The following is a 17,906-nucleotide window of genomic DNA, read 5'->3' as shown; positions in this document are numbered from 1 at the left end:
AGATTTCTTTAAGCTCTTTGATACCAAAGAACTGTTTATCTATTACTGATTCATCAACTACTGATTTTTAGCGACCGCTTTGATCAGTACTGATGTATCCATGCGACCTAAACCATCACGTTGAAGGTCTGCGTATTGCTCATCCACTTTCTTAGTCAGTGGAAGTTCTAGACCCACTCGCTCAGCTTCTTGCAGACAGAAACCTAAGTCTTTGCGCATCCAATCAATAGCGAAGCCAAAATCGAACTTGTCTTCAGCCATCGTATTTGCGCGGTTTTCCATCTGCCAAGAACCTGCAGCGCCATGCTTAAGCGTTTCTACAACTTGAGCGATGTCCAAGCCTGATTTTTGTGCCAGCAGCAAAGCTTCACTCAGGCCTTGTAAAACGCCTCCAATACAGATTTGGTTTACCATCTTACAGCGTTGACCCTGACCGTTTTCACCCAGTAGCGTCATCTGCTTCGCGTACACATCCATCGCCGGAGACACACGGTCAAAAATGCTTTGTTCACCACCACACATGATGGTTAGAACACCATTTTCTGCGCCCGCTTGACCACCAGAAACTGGCGCATCAATGAAGTGATTACCATACTTAGCACACGCTTCAGCCAGCTCAACCGCTAGGTCTGCAGAAGTCGTCGTGTGATCCACTAACACTGCATCCGCTTTCAAACCAACCAGAATGCCTTCTTCACCGTAAACAACGCTACGAACGTCATCATCATTACCCACACAGGTAAAAACAATGTCACAGCCTTCTGCGGCTTCACGTGGTGTTTCACAAGCCACACCTTGGTATTCTTCAGCCCACTTATCGGCTTTCGCTTTTGTGCGGTTGTATACTTTGGTTTCAAAGCCCGCTTTACTTAGGTAACCAGCCATTGGGTACCCCATCACACCCAGACCAATAAATGCTACTCGTTGTTTTTCCATTGCACGCTTCCCTTAGTTCACCTGACTGAAATGTTTCGTAACATGCTACTAAAGAATTGAAATCATTACTCGTGATTTCTCTTTCCACGGTCTCGATGATCCAGTATTTCAGTTCGTTTATTGCGCCTTCTACACCCCTTTACTTGACGATTAGCATAACAGTCAAAGCACTTAAAAAGGTTTACTACTGCTTAGCATGGAACATCGCTTGCCCACTCTTGTCCTTATTCGACCAGAAATTGATGTTGAACTGAGCATCATCGCTCATCTCAATACGGTGCCAGTACTGCGGTGGGCTGGTAGCAAACTGGCCTGCATTAATCACCACCACTACTTCTGCTTCTGTGGCATTTTCATCAGCAAAGCCGTAGTAAGTCACTTGCCCTTCCATTACGCACAGCTGTCCAAACACTCCCTCAGCGGTATTATGATGAGTCAGTAGCGCTGGTGGCACATTGTCTTTAGTGAAGAAAGGCGTTGAACGTTGAACAGTCCAGTCTTTAGGAATTCTTAGATGCGACATAATGATACCCTCTCTAATTACAATTCTTTTCGTTAAAATCGGTTAAGCCTGAGCGGCTTGAGACAACTCTCGGAGTAGTGGAAATGCTTGCGTAACTTGTTCTCCCGTCACGACGAAGCCCATGAGTCGGCTATTTTCATCTTCTGCTTTCGCGGCAATGCCAGTTTGAGAAATCTGCACGCTCCAGTTCGTCACCGAACTAAAATCGCCTGCCAATTGAATTGGGTAGCTCGGCGTTTTGACCTTTACCATCATAGGCGGTAGTTTCAACTCTGCTTCTTGCCCCAGTAGTTGTTTGCCCAAAGCATTGGCACTTAGCACGATCGGTTGGAGGTACGGCATCATTCGACCTTGGATCTCAGCACAATCGCCTAATGCGAACACATTGGCTGCTGATGTTTGTAATCGAGCATCCACCTCGATACCTTTATTGACACTCAACCCACAAGCCTTCGCTAACCAAGTGTTTGCACGTAAACCCGCCGCTGAAATCACTGCATCAGCTTCGATCGCTTCACCATTGCTCAAGCTTGCCACCAGCGAATCATCCGAGTGATTGATCGCGACAACTCCAGTCTCTAAGGCAAGTTGAATACCTTGCTGCTTAAGTTGATTCTCCAGCGGCAATGCAACAAATTCAGGAATCAAGTTAGCGAGCAAACGGGGATTTGGCTCAACCACCGTAACGGCTTTACCACTGGTTGCGAGATCCATGGCGATCTCGACGCCGATCAAACCACCACCCATTACTAGAATTCGTTTCGCACGGCTAATTTGCTCTTCCGCTAATTGATATTCTTGTAGCGAGTTTAGCGTTATCACCTCAGGTGCTGCATCACCAGATATTGGCGGCACAAAGGCTTTCGCGCCTGTCGCAAACACCAGCTTGGAGTAAGGATAGGTTTGGCCATTGGCTACCACTTGCTGAGCTTGCACGTCGACCTGCTCAATCATGGTATGGGCGAACAGTTCGATGTTGTGTTCCTGTGCGAACGCCTCACCACTTTTAACTACCAAGTCTTGGGCGGTTTGCTTGTTGCTGAATACATGACTCAAATCAGGCTTGTTGTATTCCGCGCCATCATCAGCAGTAAACACTTGTAGCGGAATATGTGCGTCCATTCGACGCACTGTTTTCACCAATTGGTAAGCCGCAAAGCCGCTACCAATAATCACAATAGGTGCTTGCATATTCGCCCCCTTACCCGTTGTATTCGACAAAGACGTCTTTACCCAAATGGCATTCTGGGCACAAGAAGTAATCTGGTACTTCAGACCATGCAGTACCCGGTTCAACGCCTTGATTAGGCTCGCCTTTAGCTGGGTCGTATACCCAATTACAAACGGTGCAAACCATGCATTGGCAATCTGCAGGATGCGCCTCGGCGCTAGGGTTGCTAGGAGCAGCATCTACTACCGCTTGTGTTGCTACTTGTGCAGCGGGTTGTGATTGAACTTGTGGTGCAGACGCAGCAATCGCCGGAGAAATAACAGGACTTGTCAGGTCATGCTTCGCCCACAACTTCGCGATGTTCTGACCATGTTCGCGACATTCACGCATCGCTTTACCATCTGGTCGCCATTTGGTTTTCAAACTCACTGCGGTTTCAAAGCCTGCGTCAGTCAATCGAGCATGGATACGATCTACCGCACCACCGTTCCAACCGTAGCTACCAAACGCAGCGGCTTTCTTCGCTTTGAAGCGCAGACCGGTAATTTCTTCTAGCATGCCTGCGATCTTCGGCATCATGACGTTATTCATGGTAGACGAGCCAACCAAGATGCCTTTTGAGCGGAATACATTGGCGAGAATTTCATTCTTATCATGCTTAGAGACATTAAAGACTTTGACCGCCACCCCAGGGTCGACATCGTGAATGCCTTGCGCAATGGCATCAGCCATCATTCGAGTGTTGTTTGACATAGAATCGTAGAAAATCGTAATGCGATCTTCTTGATAATTGTCTGCCCATGCCAAGTATTGCTCGATGATTTGAACCGGATTATCGCGCCATACAATACCGTGTGACGTGGCGATCATGTCGACAGGCAAATTGAAGCTCAGCACTTCTTTGATTTTTGCGGTTACCAAGCTGCTGAATGGCGTTAAGATATTTGAGTAGTAACGCAAACACTGTTCCATCAACTCATTTTGATCCACTTCATCATTGAACAGACGTTCATCGCAATAGTGCTGACCAAATGCGTCATTGCTGAATAACACTGCATCGCCAGTTAAGTAAGTCATCATGCTGTCTGGCCAATGCAGCATCGGCGCTTCCACGAAGACCAATTGCTTACCGTTACCAATATCGATGCTGTCGCCCGTTTTTACGGTTTTGAAGTTCCATTCAGGATGGTGGTGATGACCCACAATCGAATCAATTGCCGCTTCTGTACAGTAAATTGGCGTGTTCGGAATCTTCTCCATCAATGCCGACAATGCGCCTGAGTGATCTTCCTCTGCATGGTTTACCACGATAAAGTCGATAGACTTAAGGTCGATTTCCATCTCTAAATTTTGGATGAATTGTTGACTGAATCGATGATCGACCGTATCAATCAATACGGTTTTCTCTTCACGAATTAGATAACTGTTGTAGCTGGTACCTTTTGTCATTTTGTATTCTGTACCGTGGAAGTCTTGAACTTCCCAATCGCGTTGACCTACCCAGTGGATGTTGTTTTTTACGTGAATTGTCATAATTACTACCTTGAATGACGGGATAAACAAAAATAATTTCTTCTTGTATTGCACTGGGCGCGCCAACTTTTAATTGCTATATATTTCAATATCTTAATTAAAACCCAACTTTAATGACTGTCATTTAGACACAGTTGAAAATAGTCATTTAGACACTACAATAGTCATATTGACACAATCGGTATTGGCTATGACTTCTTTAATCGCGCAATGGCTACACATCACGCAAGACCTTAACTCGGCGCTCACTCAACAGGCTCGCTTTGATACGTTATTAACCACGATTCGAGACGTATTGAAGTGTGACTCTTCTGCCCTTCTTTTGTATGAAGACCAGCACTTTAAACCTTTAGCGATCAATGGATTGGCGAAGGAAGTGCTTGGACGCCGTTTCTCCATTGAGCAGCACCCAAGGTTAGAAGCCATTGCCCGAGCAGGCGACATCGTGCGCTTTCCCTCCGACAGCGACTTACCTGATCCATACGACGGCTTGATTCCAAACCACGATGACAAACTGCATGTCCATTCCTGCATTGGTTTACCTCTGCTGATCGACGATCAACTGATTGGTGCCATTACGATTGACGCCTTCGACCCCAACCAATTTGATGGGCTACGCAACCAAGAGTTACGTTTTGTCAGCGCATTGGCAGCAGGTGGCTTGCACACTGCACTCCTACTAGAACAGCTCGAGACACAAGCGAGCCTGCCACGCGACTCTTACGCCGAGAAACGCACCTTAAGTAATGAAATCATTGGCAACTCTAAGGGGATGAAGAATCTTCAAGAGCAGATTGATGCCGTCGCCGATACTGAATTGTCTGTGCTAGTGATGGGAGAAACGGGCGTAGGTAAAGAGTTGGTTGCCAGCGCTATTCACCATCGCTCTAGCCGCTCGAACAATACTTTGGTTTACCTCAACTGTGCAGCGCTGCCCGAATCAGTCGCGGAAAGCGAGTTGTTCGGACATATCAAAGGCGCATTTACGGGCGCGATCAGCAATCGTAAAGGTAAGTTTGAACAAGCCGATGGCGGCACACTGTTTTTAGATGAAGTCGGCGAACTGTCGTTAGAACTGCAAGCTAAGTTACTTCGAGCTCTACAATACGGCGACATTCAACGTGTGGGTGATGACCGCCATATTCGAGTCAATACACGCATTGTCGCCGCCACCAACCGTATATTGCATGAAGAAGTGACTGCTGGTCGCTTCCGAGCCGACTTATATCACCGCCTAAGCGTCTTCCCGCTTCATGTTCCACCTCTTCGTGAACGTGAAGACGATGTGGTGTTACTCGCAGGCTTTTTTGCCGAACGTTTAAGAAGCAAATTGGGATTGAACAGCATTCGTTTGTCCCCCACTTTAGTGCAAGCACTCAAAGACTATTCATGGCCAGGCAACGTGCGAGAGCTTGAACATGTCATTAAACGTGCCGGTGTTTTGGCAAAAGCGCGTACTCACGCCATGGACATTGAGTTAGTTGAGCAAGATTTTGATATTCGAACGCCGAATCAGAACATCAAGAACGTTGAAAAAACGGAACAAAAATCTCGGCTTGAGCTACCAGAAGGCGGATTGAAGCCTGCCACTGACGCCTTCCAAAAAGCGATGATTGTTCGAGTTCTGGAAGAGAACCAAGGCAACTGGGCAGCAACGGCACGTCAGCTTGAATTAGATAACGGCAATTTGCACCGCTTAGCAAAACGCCTAGGGATAAAATAGACACTAACGAATATCACCTAATATGGCATATTCATCGCCAAATAATGTGCCTGATGCCCAACCACGCACTCAGCCCACCATAAGTAGTGGGCTGAGTGCTCAGATAGAATAGCCACCTAAGTTTGACGGTATTTTCTTCTAAATTTTATTGTCTTGAACCACCTCACAGATTTAATAACCCTTAACAATAAACACAATAATAGTTAAGGTATTTTTATGAGCTAGATCTAATAAAATTAAATATATAGTATTTATTTTAAGAATTTAAACTTTCAAAGTTCATCATAATAAATACAACCTCTATATATACACTTTACCTTCAAAAAACATCAAAATATAATCCCTTCGATAAAAACAATTAAATTAATTTAACTGTATAAAAGTGAGGAGAATAAAAATATGGGATATGGGGCGACAGTATATTCATTAGATACTGAAAAGGTTTTTAACGTACTAAAGAATGAGCGTAATCCAGAGCTAGAAAAAGCCATCATGGAAAGGTGTCAAGACTCCTTTAAAGTGATTAATGAAATGCTGGAAAGTAGTGGCGAAAGCATCCGAGCTGAAGAGCTTCTTATGCAAATGTTGTCTGAAGAGATAAAATACAGTCACTTAGGTTACGCCTATGCTTACTTGCTTGAAGCTATATGTAAGATAACTGGTTATTACTTATCCAATAACTCTTGGTATCCTTGCGATGTAAACGATTTCTGCGATATTCCATTCACTAATACCGATTATCCTATAAAATTCCCATTCCCTGACGATTTCCCTGTTGTTTTTATGATAAAAAATCAAGATATTCACCAAGATAACGTTGACTTCGGAGGCTTATCAGAGCAACAAATATCTGAACTCAAGAGCTGGTACACTCATGCAGTCGTAAACAATCGTGACTTGGTATTATTTTATTATTAATTTCAACTATTAATAAATTATTCAATAGTTAAAATAACAATAGAATATTAATAAAACTCTAGCTTATATTAAGATAGAGTTTTATCTATTTAACTGAAATTTTTCTAATTTTAAAAACATTATATTTCACACCTAGTTTATAGACTCTGTGTATAGTGTGTTCAGAGGCAATGTGAACTCATAGGATCAAAATCAAGTTCTAATTTTTAGAAGAAAAACCGATCTGCTTGTGTCAAAATGCGCCATCCCAACCAAAAAGTCTTAATGTAATGAACTACCAAGCTGCTATTTTTGATATGGATGGTTTGCTCCTTGATACTGAGCGCGTCTGTATGCATATTTTCCAAGAAGCATGTGAAGCCCAGAACCTAGCCTTCTATAAAGATGTTTACCTTTCAATCATTGGTCGCAATGCAGCGGGCATTGAAGTGATTTTTCGTAAAGCTTATGGGGATGATCTTGACCGCTTACACCAAGAGTGGCGCGACCGTTACGACGCTGTGGTTAAGCACCAAGCGATACCGGTAAAAGAAGGGGTGATTGAGCTGCTTGAGTGGTTGAAAGGCCAAGGGTTGCCAATTGCAGTCGCCACTTCTACAGCAAAAGAAGTGGCACAGAAGAAGTTGGAGTTAGCGGGCCTAAGCAAGTATTTCGACAACTTAACGACAGGCTGTGAAGTGTCACATGGCAAACCTGATCCAGAGATCTACCTGCTTGCAGCAAGTCGTCTAAGCGTAGATCCAACCAAATGTCTCGCCTTTGAAGATTCAAATAATGGCGTACGTGCTGCGGTAGCAGCGAACATGATCACTTATCAAATTCCTGATTTGGTTGAGCCTTGTGACGAAATAATGCAATTAGGCCATACTGTCGCACCTTCACTGCATGATGTGTTGCACACGTTAAAGCAAACTCGCTAGGTCTACTTGTCGTCTGTTCTCTAGAAGCTCAGCAATTTAGCTGAGCTTCTTTCTTGAAACCTCTCCAATACCTTAAAACCAAACGATTCTGCCACCCGTTTAGCGAGATTAATTTCACCTTAACTCTGGCTAATCACGACTTTTGATTTAACTCACGCAATCGCATGAAATAAGGCATTTGAGTGATCAAATAGCGGAACTGACCAGTACAAGCTTGCAACAAAACGTCAATATACCGATTGAAGCACGTTTTTGGAGTGAAAATTGGCTGATAATGAGAACTATTGGATAAGATCAATCCAAGTCAGCCTAAAATACAAAATGGAGAGTGTTATATGTCTTTACGTTTATTAGCAACAACCTTCGCATTAGTAGGAATGAGCTTTGGTGCCCAAGCCAGTGCCGAGTGTGAAGTGTCATTAGATGCTAACGATATGATGCAGTTTTCTACTAAAACATTGAGCGTACCAGCCACTTGTAAAGAGGTAAAACTGACGCTGAATCACACAGGTAAGATGCCAGCGCAATCGATGGGTCACAACGTGGTCATCTCTGACACTGCCAACCTACAAGCAGTCGGTACTGATGGCATGGCAGCTGGAGCAGAAAATAACTACGTAAAACCAAATGATGATCGCGTCTACGCTCACACAAAAGTAATTGGTGGCGGTGAAAGCACCAGCATTACGTTCAGTACTGAGAAAATGAAAGCCGGCGGTGACTATTCATTCTTCTGTTCGTTCCCGGGTCACTGGGCAATCATGCAGGGTAAATTTGAGCTAAAATAAAAGATTTAGCCAAGCCAAAAGAAGACTCATTATAGGGAAGCCAAGGCTTCCCTTTTTAATAGATAAAATAGCAATTGAGAAAGCTCTAACACGTCTGGAGACGTGACCAAGAAATATAGCAAGTAAGAAACCCTTGCTCCATTGAGATTAAGTTCTTTTACGAAAACTCATGGGTAAAAATCGGATTTTTGTTTTGCCTTTCCGAAACACTACTAAATGATAAAAGTCATTCAATACCATGTAACTCTTTCCAGTTTCCTGGATGAACCACATAGCCGAACAGAGCATGCCCACCATAAGCCAATTCAGTCCCTTCCGGTATCCACAGCATCTGACCTGGGTACACAAAATGTGTTTCACCATTTGCGGTCAGCTCGAAACAGCCTTCAATCACGAAAATAACCTCATCATAAAGCACTGTCCAAGCCACTTTAGCGCCTTCCCATTTAGCAAAGCCTACGCCTATGTTTGGTGAAATTTCTGGGCTTAACGCCCTGGCAACATACGCCATTCCCGGCGTATCACCACGAACATTGAAATCTAGACTTTTACTATCAACAAGTTTGACTGGCTTCATAATTCACTCCGGCTTTGCCATTTTGCTAATTGGATACGCGTTTTTACTCCCAAACCTAAAAAAGGCTCTGGCGGATTCAAACAAGGCATTCCTGTCACTTGCTGTATGTCATCCAATGATTTAGATGTCGCACCAACGACATAGTCAGCTAACAGTGTTCCAGAAATGGTTCCCCACGCAGCACCAACACCATTGTCACAAGCGCTGGCATAAACACCTTCATCTAATTGACCGAAAAAGTTAGTAAAGTTACGAGAGATTGCATACACCCCACCCCATGTGTGAGTAAATGGTACGTCGGCCAGCTCGGGATAACGCGCCAGAAAGACTTGACGATGATCGTCTCGGATTTGCTCTCTGACTTTATCGTTCATGCTTGAGCCATATTTCGGCACGTGTTTGTAAGTATTGCGGATCAAAATACGTCGATCGGCGGTCATACGTAACGTCGTTCCCGCATGATCAGCTGGAGTTAACCCCCAATTCAGCTCACCTCCGTATCGTTGCATTTCTGCGTCGGTTAATGGACGCGTCCAGCTTGCAAACGTCATCACTGGAAGTAGTCTGTTTTTAAGATAACCAAACTCCCGAGTAAAAATGCTGGTCCCAAGCAGCAGTTCAGGGGTTTCAACAGAGCCACTATCTCCATGTAATACCCAGCAACCGTTTTCTTTACTGAGCTTGCGGATTGGCGAGTTCTCTAACACCTCGACGTTCTCTGGAAGGCTTTCCCCTAGCCCACGCACCAAAGCAGCAGGTTGCATTAAATAACCACCTGGAGTGTAAATTGCGCGGCTGTAGTAGTTGGTTCCCAGGACTTTCGCCAGCTCACTGCCATTAACATGGAAGTATGGTTCGCCAAGGTCTTTCATTAGGTGCTCAAAGTGATCGAGATATGCTTCACCGCGCGCCCCTACGGCTCCTTGATATTTGCCCTTTGCTGACCACTGACAAGAAATACTGTGCTTCGACACTAAAGTGTCTAGCTGAGCAATCGCAGAACGGTTGAGCGACAATAACTTTTGTTTGTACTCAGGGTCGGGATGCTCAAGTGAAAACTTATGAGGCAAATCGATAACAAAGCCCGAATTTCTTCCTGAAGCCCCTTGGCCGATACGTTGCGCATCAATCAGTATAATTCGTGCATTAGGCATAAGTTCAGCTAAACGTCTTGCCATAGCTAGGCCTGCGAAACCGGCACCTAACACGGCATAGTCAGCACTTTGTTTACCTTTTAACGCCGATTTTTCTGGAATACTTGGCAACGCATGGTACCAACCACACGTCACGTCATCATTGGGTAAATGAATCATCTTTTTTCTCCGCTACGCTGCTGACAGTTTCAATGACAATTGATCTAGCCAAGGGCCGCGTAATGACTGTACTTTTCTTCCTAGCAACGCAAAACCGAGCATTGCGCCTTCTGGTGAATAAAACGCAGCGGTCAAATCATCTGCTTGGGTCTCGATGTACCATTGTCCCTGTTCTTCAGCGGCTACCGGGAAAATCGTGAGTGGCAGAATCGGCGTTTTTACAATCACTGGAGTTGGTGTTAACGAGATAGGGGCGACATCGCCTAGCAAGCTTTTCGCAACAGAAGGGATCATTTGATTAATAGGTGCAATATAGGGCTGCCAACCTTGCTCAGTTTCAACACAGTCACCTAGCGAGTAAATATTCTCATCACTCGTCTGGCCGAATTGATTCACTTTAATGCCGCGGCCCACTTCGAGCCCCGCGCGCTCAGCCAGAGAAACATTTGGTTTGAGTCCAACCGCGCTCAGCACTAGATCTGCTTCAATCTGCTTGCCACTGTTTAGATGTAAAACCGCACTGGATACGGACCTTGGCTCGATTCTGGTGATACTGTCTTGTAGAACCCATTGCACGCCTCGATCGGCAAGTGCGCGTTGTAATGATTCACCCAACTGTTGCGGGATCAAACGCTCCATTGGCCATTGACCCAACCCGATAACTGTCACTTCATAACCGCTTTCGATCAGGTCATTCGCGAACTCACAGCCAATTAAGCCATCACCTAGGATCGCGATGCGCTTTTTGTCTTGCAGCTCCGATCTGAAACGGCGGTAGTCAACTAAGTCGTTCACACTCATAACCCAAGAGCGATCGCCCTCAATTGGGATTTCAATCGGTGATGCACCTGTTGCCAGTACCAAGCGGCTGTAGGCGTATTTACCGATGGAGGTATGTAGCGTTGAATTGACACGATCGATCTGTTCAACACGCGTATGCGGGTAAACGCGGATATTGAGACGGCTTTCCCACTCCAACGCGCTTTCACTTTGCAGCGCGTCGCCGTCTTTGTTCATGACCAACGCATTAGACAAAGCTGGTTTGCTGTACAGAGCGCCATCATCAGCGGTAAAGACGGTGATAGCAACCGTCTCGGATTGTGCTCTAAGTGCCGCCGCCAACTGGTAACCACTGTGGCCACTACCGATGATAACGATAGGGTCATTTGAGAATACAGGTTGAGTAACTTCAGATGGAAGAGGCTGAGCCGTATTTGGCTGAACAGACGCTTCTACCGACACCGAAGACACAGCTGCAACCTCTTCTAGTGGCGCATCGTCGGTGATTTCGATCATTTCAAAATCGGCCTTACCCACTAAACAGTCAGGACATAACCAGTCATCCGGTACATCTTCCCATGCTGTTCCTGGTGCAATGCCATCGGATGGCCAACCTTGTGCTTCATCATAGATTAAGCCGCAAATAATACAGAGCCACTTTCTCATCACTTATACTCCAACTACCTTGTTCAGAATTTCCGTGTTTACAAACCGCTGTCAGATTTGTTGTGATTCCATCAACCTCGCCCTAGCTTGTGGTCTGAAATCCAAGCCGGTACGAGGTGATGAAAATACAGTTACACGGTAGCTATACGTTGCTGTCTTACTGCAAACGAATGGCAATATTGCGTGTCTGGACGTAGCTATAAATCGCTTCTTGTCCTTTTTCTCGCCCAAACCCGGACAAGCCCACGCCACCAAATGGTGTTTCGATGCCACCAGCAAACCATTCATTGATGAACACTTGTCCACCACGCAGTTGCTGTGCCACACGCAATGTTTGGTTTAGGCTTTCACCAAAGACACCAGCGACCAGGCCAAAATCGGTGCCATTCGCGATTTCAACGGCCTCTTGCTCGGTTTCAAACGGTGTAATTACCAGTACAGGGCCAAACACTTCTTCTTGAGCAATACGCATATCTGGTGAGGCTTCAATCACCGTCGGTGCCACAAAGTAACCTGACAAATCAGGGGCGTACCCACCCGTTAGGATGTTCGCGCCGTCGGCTTTTGCTTGTTCTATCATTTCAAGCACGCGTGCTTGTTGATCAGCCGATACCAACGGTGTGATGTCCGGCTGGCTTTCGCCTTGGCCAATGGTTAGGCTTTTTGCCATTTCCACTACCGCCGCTTTTACTTCTTCATAACGCTCTTTTTGAATTAGCAAACGAGACATTGCCGAACAAACTTGACCAGCGTTAAAGAAAATACCGACTTGAACGCTTTGTAAAAGCGTTTCGAGACTCACATCTTTCAGTGCGATAGCGGCCGATTTACCACCCAGCTCCATCACAGATGGTGTGGCGCGTTGCGCTGAATCTTTCAGTATGCGTTGGCCGGTCGGCACAGAACCTGTAAAGACAATTTGATCAACGTCTTGATGCTGCACCAAATGACTGCCAACGACTGAGCCTTTGCCACATAGCAAGTTAATCGTGCCTTTTGGGAAGCCCGCTTTTTCAATCGCTTTAATCAACAACGTCATAGCGAGTGGGGAAATCTCTGGCGATTTGATCACCACTGCGTTACCAGCAGCTAATGCAGGTGCTAATGAGCGTGCACAAATAGAAACTGGGAAATTCCACGGCACAATCTGCACTGACACACCAAACGGCACATATTGGGTGAAATCGACATAATCTTTACCCAATGGAATTGACGTGCCTTCCAGCTTGTCGGCCATGCCAGCGTAGTATTCGAAGTAACGTGCCGATTCTAAAAACTCATCTTTGGCATCTTGCAAAGATTTCCCATTTTCACGGCAGGCAACTAACCCACCTTCATCAACCATTTCACGAATAGCCGCGGAGGCTTTTAACATCCACTCGGTTCTGACGGCTGGACGAACGTCCGAAAGAAGACCTTGCTTGACCACTCGACGTGCCGCTGCCATTGCGCGGTCGGCATCGGTGATAGTGGCTTCTGCAATCGTCGCATACGCTTCGGCTGTGCCAGGGTTAATGACGGTCAGCGCTTGATCTGAATCGCACCACTCACCATCAATATAATTAAGGTAATGCATCATATTACTGCTCCAGTGCCGCTTTCACTTGCTTTGCCAACCAGGTTTGAAAGAAATGCGTCGGAACATCCATTTCTGGTGAGAACACACCACCACCAAAGCCAGGTGAGTAACGACCTTCCTGCATGCCCTCGACCGCTCCAATATCTTCGCCGAATACGACTCGCCATGACTCAACGGTAGCAGTACGGCACGCAGCGAACTCATCTTTCGTTGCTTCATCACCCACATAGAAAACACGTAGGTGCTCAACACTTTTATTCGCAGTGATTGGTTCAATCATCATTGCAAAGGCATGATCGGCTTGAATACCAAGCAACACGTTTGGAAAGAGTGCAACATATTCTGCATGACGCAGTTTATCTTCTGGCCAGCTTGGAAATTTAGGTAAGTGTGTTCCTGCAGTATCAGAGAGGTTGTATGCGAGACTACCTTGGCCAGCAAAACGCTCTGCAAACATGATGTTGTAGTGATCCTCTAGGCGAGAATAACTGTTCAAACTCGGATGCACCCAAGGTAAGTGGTAAGCTTCACAGTAGTTTTCTACGGCAAGCTTCCAGTTACTTTTCACTTCTATCTCTAGGTTGCCACCCATGTTCACGCGGCGAAGAAGCCCTAATCCTTCTTCACCTAAGAATTGCTGCCAACGTTGCTCTAGCGGCGCGATATGCTCTTCAAAGCTGTCTGCATCGCCCGATAAGTTGACGAATACCATGTCCATCCAAACGGCTGAACGAAGTGGCTTAAGGCCGTGCTTTTCACACTTAAATCGATCATCTTTGTGTTTTGCGATACCACCGATGTGTGGTGTGCCTTTTAGATTACCGTCAAGATCGTACGTCCATGAATGGTAAGGACAGCGAATCATGCCTTGAACTTCGCCTGCCTCATGAACCAGCTTCATACCACGATGACTACATACGTTGTGGAAAACTTGGACTTCACCTTGACGATTTCTCATCATGAGTAGTGGAAGATTCATGAAATCAAGTGGCATTACATAACCATTTTTAAGCAGGTCTGATGCAAAACCAATACATACCCAAGTGTTACCAAACACCTGATCACGCTCAAAAGTAAAATACTCTTCGCTGGTGTAGGCCTGATTCGGCATTCCTGTTGCTTCACTGATTGGGTTCAGTACATTATCAACAAGTTCAACAGGAATAATGGTTTGGTTGACATTGCTCATATTCTTATCTCCGAGAGTCGAGTTGCATCCAGTGCGTACAACATCGTGTTGTGTTAATGGAGATGATTTTGATTAACAACCCGGCAACAAACAAACGACTTTTTCGCCGGGCTTGGATGAGTTTTTGTCATTCATGCATTGATCTCGAACAAAAAAATAACCTTTTAATTAACAATGATCTTCTTGTCATGATTAATACTCATTAAACGATGAGTATTAATCAGTTGAAACACAAAAGCCCTCTCTCTACTCTCTTTCAAAAATTAACAATAACGCAACAAACAATAACGCTAAAACAAACGCACTGTGAGGGATGCCTATGAGAGCAACATCTGGGATATTGAAAGGACTCAATCCGACTGTGACAATCGCATCAAAGATCGTCGTTATCGGTTTTGTACTTTTCTGCGCCATTCTCGCCAATCAAGCGGGCCAATACTTCGAAACGATTTCCGGCATTTTGCTACAGAATATGAAGTGGTTTTACATCGGACTTGTTTCACTCGTTGTCGGTTTTCTTCTTTACCTTATGGTTAGTCGATATGGGCATATTCGTTTGAGTAAAGATGACGAAAAACCAGAGTTTAGTTATTTGTCTTGGGTATCCATGCTTTTTTCCGGAGGCATGGGGATAGGCTTGATTTTCTGGTCGGTCGCCGAACCGATGTGGCATTACGCTGACAACCCATTTACTCAAGGCCTGACCAATGACGCCGCAACAACATCAATGAAACTGACATTCTTTCACTGGGGTCTACATCCTTGGTCTGTCTTTATCATTGTGGCACTTGCATTAGCTTACTTTTCCTACCGTAAAGATCTGCCTTTTACCCTACGCTCTATCTTGTACCCTTTGATTGGCGATCGTATTTATGGGCCTATCGGACACACCGTTGATATCCTAACAGTAGCGGTGACTGCTTTCGGTATCTCTCAAACCTTAGGGATGGGAGTTATCCAAATAAACTCTGGTTTGAATCAAGCCTTTGGTCTAGACATTAGTTTGGGGATTCAACTCTTTATTATCGTTTCCCTTTGTACTTGTGCGGTTGCGTCGGTGCTATCTGGTGTAGGAAAAGGTATTCGCCGTTTATCAGAATGGAACATGCTGCTTTCACTCGCACTCGTGCTAGTCGTACTTTACATTGGTCCAACTCGCTATATCTTAAATACGCTACTCGAAAGTACGGGGCTTTATGCACAAAACATTGTCGGTATGAGCTTATGGAGCGATGCACAGAATGACTCTGGCTGGCAAAACTGGTGGACGGCTTATTACTGGCCTTGGTGGATGACTTGGGCACCTTTCGTTGGCATGTTTGTGGCTCGTATCTCTAAAGGACGCACAATACGTGAACTTATCGGTGGCGCATTAATCGTACCTACGCTAATCACGTTTTTATGGATTTCAGTATTTGGTGGTGCAGCGTTGAAGGTAGAGCAAGACGCTCGTGTTGCTCATCAAGAGCAAGTCACTGCGGCACAAGAAGCCAAACAGACACCACCTGCGGATTTTTCTGGCGGCCCGATTCTTGAAGCGACTAAAGCTGATACGACACGCGCTTTGTTTACGCTATTCGACAACCTAGATACAGGTATGTTTGGTAAACTCCTTAGCGTGCTTGCGTGTCTATTGCTCGGTACTTATTTCATTACCTCCGCAGACTCGGGTACCTTGGTTCTATGTACCCTCGATGCCGCTGGGCACAGTGAGCCTCCCACCTCTATACGCGTATTGTGGGGGATCATGATCGCAGCCATTGCGGGAGTACTTCTATACGCAGGAGGGTTAAAAGCAATGCAAACGGCCTCCATTATTGCCGGTTTCCCTATCGCCATTTTTATCGCGGTGATGAGCTTAACGCTGTTTCATAGTATTCGACGCGAACCTAAGCCATGGGCAATGCTTCCAGAGCATGTTCACCCAGAGCAAGAGAAACTTGATGGTCCTGTTGAACCGCTTGTTGAAAGCAAAACTGTGGCTTCCCAGCCTATCGCTTCAACATCCTCACTAAAAGATGATTCCACACTCAATCAGGGACCAGTACTAAGTTAGTGCGTCGTTTCATCAATCAATTAAAACAAAGCGGGAACTGATATTCCCGCTTTTTTAACATTACCAAACTCTGTTATTTTCTCTGCTTATTGATTTAAGCTAAGCCTCGATCACCTACCTCATCTGGCAACTGATGCAAAAGCCATTCTCTAAAACGTTTGACGCTGGCTGGGATTAAACCTCTATTTTTAGGTTCAAGCATAGAAAAATTGGAAGGTGTTGAAAGCACGTGTTCGACTGGCCTAACCAAAGCGCCGCTTTGTAAATAGTCGTCCACTAATGAGCCCCAGGCTAACGCGATGCCCTGACCATTAATTGCCGCTTGTAACAGCATTGGATAGTTATTGATGTTCATGCGATTACGAGGCGAAATATTTGGCAATCCTACACTCGCAAACCACTGCTCCCAATTCACCCAATCTCTTTGAGACTCTTCCAGATAGAGTAACGTTTTATTGAAGATTTCTTCTGGCTCACTAGGCTGGCCGATTTTCTCTAAATAAAGCGGGCTACACACAGGGAATACCTCTTCTGAAAATAGCGTTGTCACGTCCATTTCCGCAGGTGGAGTGCGACAATAAAACAAGGCGATATCGCAATCTAATCGGCGTAAGTCCAACACATTATCTGAGGCCAATATTCTTATATCGATGTCATCATGTTCATTTTGAAATTGAGCAACCTTAGGCAACAACCACAAGGCTGCCATTGCATTTGTCGTCGCAACCGTGATCTTTTGTTCGCCCTGCCACTTCTTCACTTCACCCGTGATTTGAGCAATATCGAGCAAAGATTGGCTGACAGCTTGATAATATTGAAGACCTGTAGGCGTTAAATTAATGCTTCGATTGGCTCGCGTGAACATAGCCTTGCCTAAGTATTCTTCTAATTGTCTAATTTGGCGACTGATAGCACCTTGGGTCACGTTTAGCTCGTCAGCGGCTAACGTAAAACTCAAGTGCCGCGCCGACGCTTCAAACGCAACGAGGCTATTTAAAGGTGGGAGGGGTTTGATTTTCATGTATCTTCCAGTAAGGCAGTATTGTAATTATTTTTATTCCCGGCAATCTTATGTTGCACGTGGATAATGCCATTCTGGACAACACCTCAAAAACGACAATTTATAAATGATAAAAAATAGAGATGAATCATAAATTGTTGTGAGAGAGACTGCCGTATACAGTTTCGTGGCTACAACGAGCACAAAAAGAGGAGCAGTTACTCCTCTTTTGTC

General features: G+C 45.3%; 15 protein-coding genes and 1 pseudogene. 5 read left to right on the top strand and 11 right to left on the bottom strand.

Annotated elements, in window-relative coordinates:
* Positions 1 to 57: 57 nt before the first annotated feature.
* The 4 genes from R7Q11_RS04690 to norV all read right to left on the bottom strand — a co-directional run bounded on the left by R7Q11_RS04690 (position 58) and on the right by norV (position 4,163).
* Positions 58 to 936 carry an NAD(P)-dependent oxidoreductase gene (locus R7Q11_RS04690; RefSeq protein ID WP_005375233.1) on the bottom strand — a complete coding sequence of 293 codons (879 nt, stop codon included), beginning with the start codon at positions 934 to 936 and terminating at the stop codon, positions 58 to 60.
* A gap of 184 nt (positions 937 to 1,120) precedes the next feature.
* Positions 1,121 to 1,459, bottom strand: coding sequence for a DUF1971 domain-containing protein (locus tag R7Q11_RS04685; protein ID WP_005375231.1), 339 nt, complete (start codon positions 1,457 to 1,459; stop codon positions 1,121 to 1,123).
* A 42-nt stretch (positions 1,460 to 1,501) separates the two neighbouring features.
* Entirely contained in the window at positions 1,502 to 2,650 is a 1,149-nt protein-coding gene (gene norW, locus R7Q11_RS04680; RefSeq protein WP_225466231.1) for an NADH:flavorubredoxin reductase NorW, read from the bottom strand.
* A gap of 10 nt (positions 2,651 to 2,660) precedes the next feature.
* Entirely contained in the window at positions 2,661 to 4,163 is a 1,503-nt protein-coding gene (gene norV / locus R7Q11_RS04675) for an anaerobic nitric oxide reductase flavorubredoxin (protein WP_061008288.1), read from the bottom strand.
* 190 nt (positions 4,164 to 4,353) lie between these two features.
* On the opposite strand from norV, the gene norR reads away from it, so the two are divergent.
* The 4 genes from norR (at position 4,354) to azu (ending at position 8,512) form a co-directional block, all read left to right on the top strand.
* Positions 4,354 to 5,886, top strand: coding sequence for a nitric oxide reductase transcriptional regulator NorR (gene norR, locus R7Q11_RS04670; protein ID WP_213875918.1), 1,533 nt, complete (start codon positions 4,354 to 4,356; stop codon positions 5,884 to 5,886).
* A gap of 399 nt (positions 5,887 to 6,285) precedes the next feature.
* On the top strand, positions 6,286 to 6,804 hold the full coding sequence (locus R7Q11_RS04665) for a transcriptional regulator (RefSeq protein WP_213875917.1): 519 nt from the start codon (positions 6,286 to 6,288) through the stop codon (positions 6,802 to 6,804).
* Positions 6,805 to 7,073: 269 nt separating this feature from the next.
* Positions 7,074 to 7,724: an HAD family hydrolase gene (locus R7Q11_RS04660; RefSeq protein WP_203345600.1), complete on the top strand. Its 651-nt coding sequence runs from the start codon at positions 7,074 to 7,076 to the stop codon at positions 7,722 to 7,724.
* 335 nt (positions 7,725 to 8,059) lie between these two features.
* Positions 8,060 to 8,512: an azurin gene (azu, locus tag R7Q11_RS04655; protein ID WP_005375211.1), complete on the top strand. Its 453-nt coding sequence runs from the start codon at positions 8,060 to 8,062 to the stop codon at positions 8,510 to 8,512.
* Positions 8,513 to 8,738: 226 nt separating this feature from the next.
* Here the strand turns inward: azu and R7Q11_RS04650 are convergent, their stop codons facing one another.
* The 6 genes and pseudogenes from R7Q11_RS04650 to R7Q11_RS04625 all read right to left on the bottom strand — a co-directional run bounded on the left by R7Q11_RS04650 (position 8,739) and on the right by R7Q11_RS04625 (position 14,616).
* Positions 8,739 to 9,089 carry an ethanolamine utilization protein EutQ gene (locus tag R7Q11_RS04650; RefSeq protein WP_213867857.1) on the bottom strand — a complete coding sequence of 117 codons (351 nt, stop codon included), beginning with the start codon at positions 9,087 to 9,089 and terminating at the stop codon, positions 8,739 to 8,741.
* Entirely contained in the window at positions 9,086 to 10,402 is a 1,317-nt protein-coding gene (locus tag R7Q11_RS04645) for an NAD(P)/FAD-dependent oxidoreductase (protein ID WP_154203984.1), read from the bottom strand. Before R7Q11_RS04645 ends, R7Q11_RS04650 begins: the two co-directional genes overlap by 4 nt.
* Positions 10,403 to 10,414: 12 nt before the next feature.
* Positions 10,415 to 11,698 carry an NAD(P)/FAD-dependent oxidoreductase gene (locus R7Q11_RS04640; RefSeq protein ID WP_225466243.1) on the bottom strand — a complete coding sequence of 428 codons (1,284 nt, stop codon included), beginning with the start codon at positions 11,696 to 11,698 and terminating at the stop codon, positions 10,415 to 10,417.
* A pseudogene (locus R7Q11_RS04635) lies at positions 11,687 to 11,848 on the bottom strand (rubredoxin); the annotation flags it as partial. The pseudogene R7Q11_RS04635 and the gene R7Q11_RS04640, both read right to left, overlap by 12 nt.
* Before the next feature lie 157 nt (positions 11,849 to 12,005).
* Positions 12,006 to 13,427 carry an aldehyde dehydrogenase family protein gene (locus R7Q11_RS04630; protein WP_138939662.1) on the bottom strand — a complete coding sequence of 474 codons (1,422 nt, stop codon included), beginning with the start codon at positions 13,425 to 13,427 and terminating at the stop codon, positions 12,006 to 12,008.
* A 1-nt stretch (position 13,428) separates the two neighbouring features.
* A complete protein-coding gene (locus R7Q11_RS04625) occupies positions 13,429 to 14,616 on the bottom strand; it encodes an aromatic ring-hydroxylating oxygenase subunit alpha (protein WP_225466230.1) in 1,188 nt (395 codons plus the stop codon).
* 319 nt (positions 14,617 to 14,935) lie between these two features.
* On the opposite strand from R7Q11_RS04625, the gene R7Q11_RS04620 reads away from it, so the two are divergent.
* Positions 14,936 to 16,672, top strand: a complete 1,737-nt coding sequence (locus tag R7Q11_RS04620) for a BCCT family transporter (RefSeq protein WP_225466229.1) — start codon at positions 14,936 to 14,938, stop codon at positions 16,670 to 16,672.
* Between the two features lie 94 nt (positions 16,673 to 16,766).
* On the opposite strand, the gene R7Q11_RS04615 is transcribed toward R7Q11_RS04620, so the two are convergent.
* Positions 16,767 to 17,693 (bottom strand): LysR substrate-binding domain-containing protein, encoded by a 927-nt coding sequence (locus R7Q11_RS04615; protein WP_005392445.1) that lies wholly within the window; start codon positions 17,691 to 17,693, stop codon positions 16,767 to 16,769.
* Positions 17,694 to 17,906 lie beyond the last annotated feature (213 nt).

Source organism: Vibrio sp. 970 (assembly GCF_033339075.1).
This window is presented reverse-complemented; position numbering and strand designations above follow the sequence as displayed.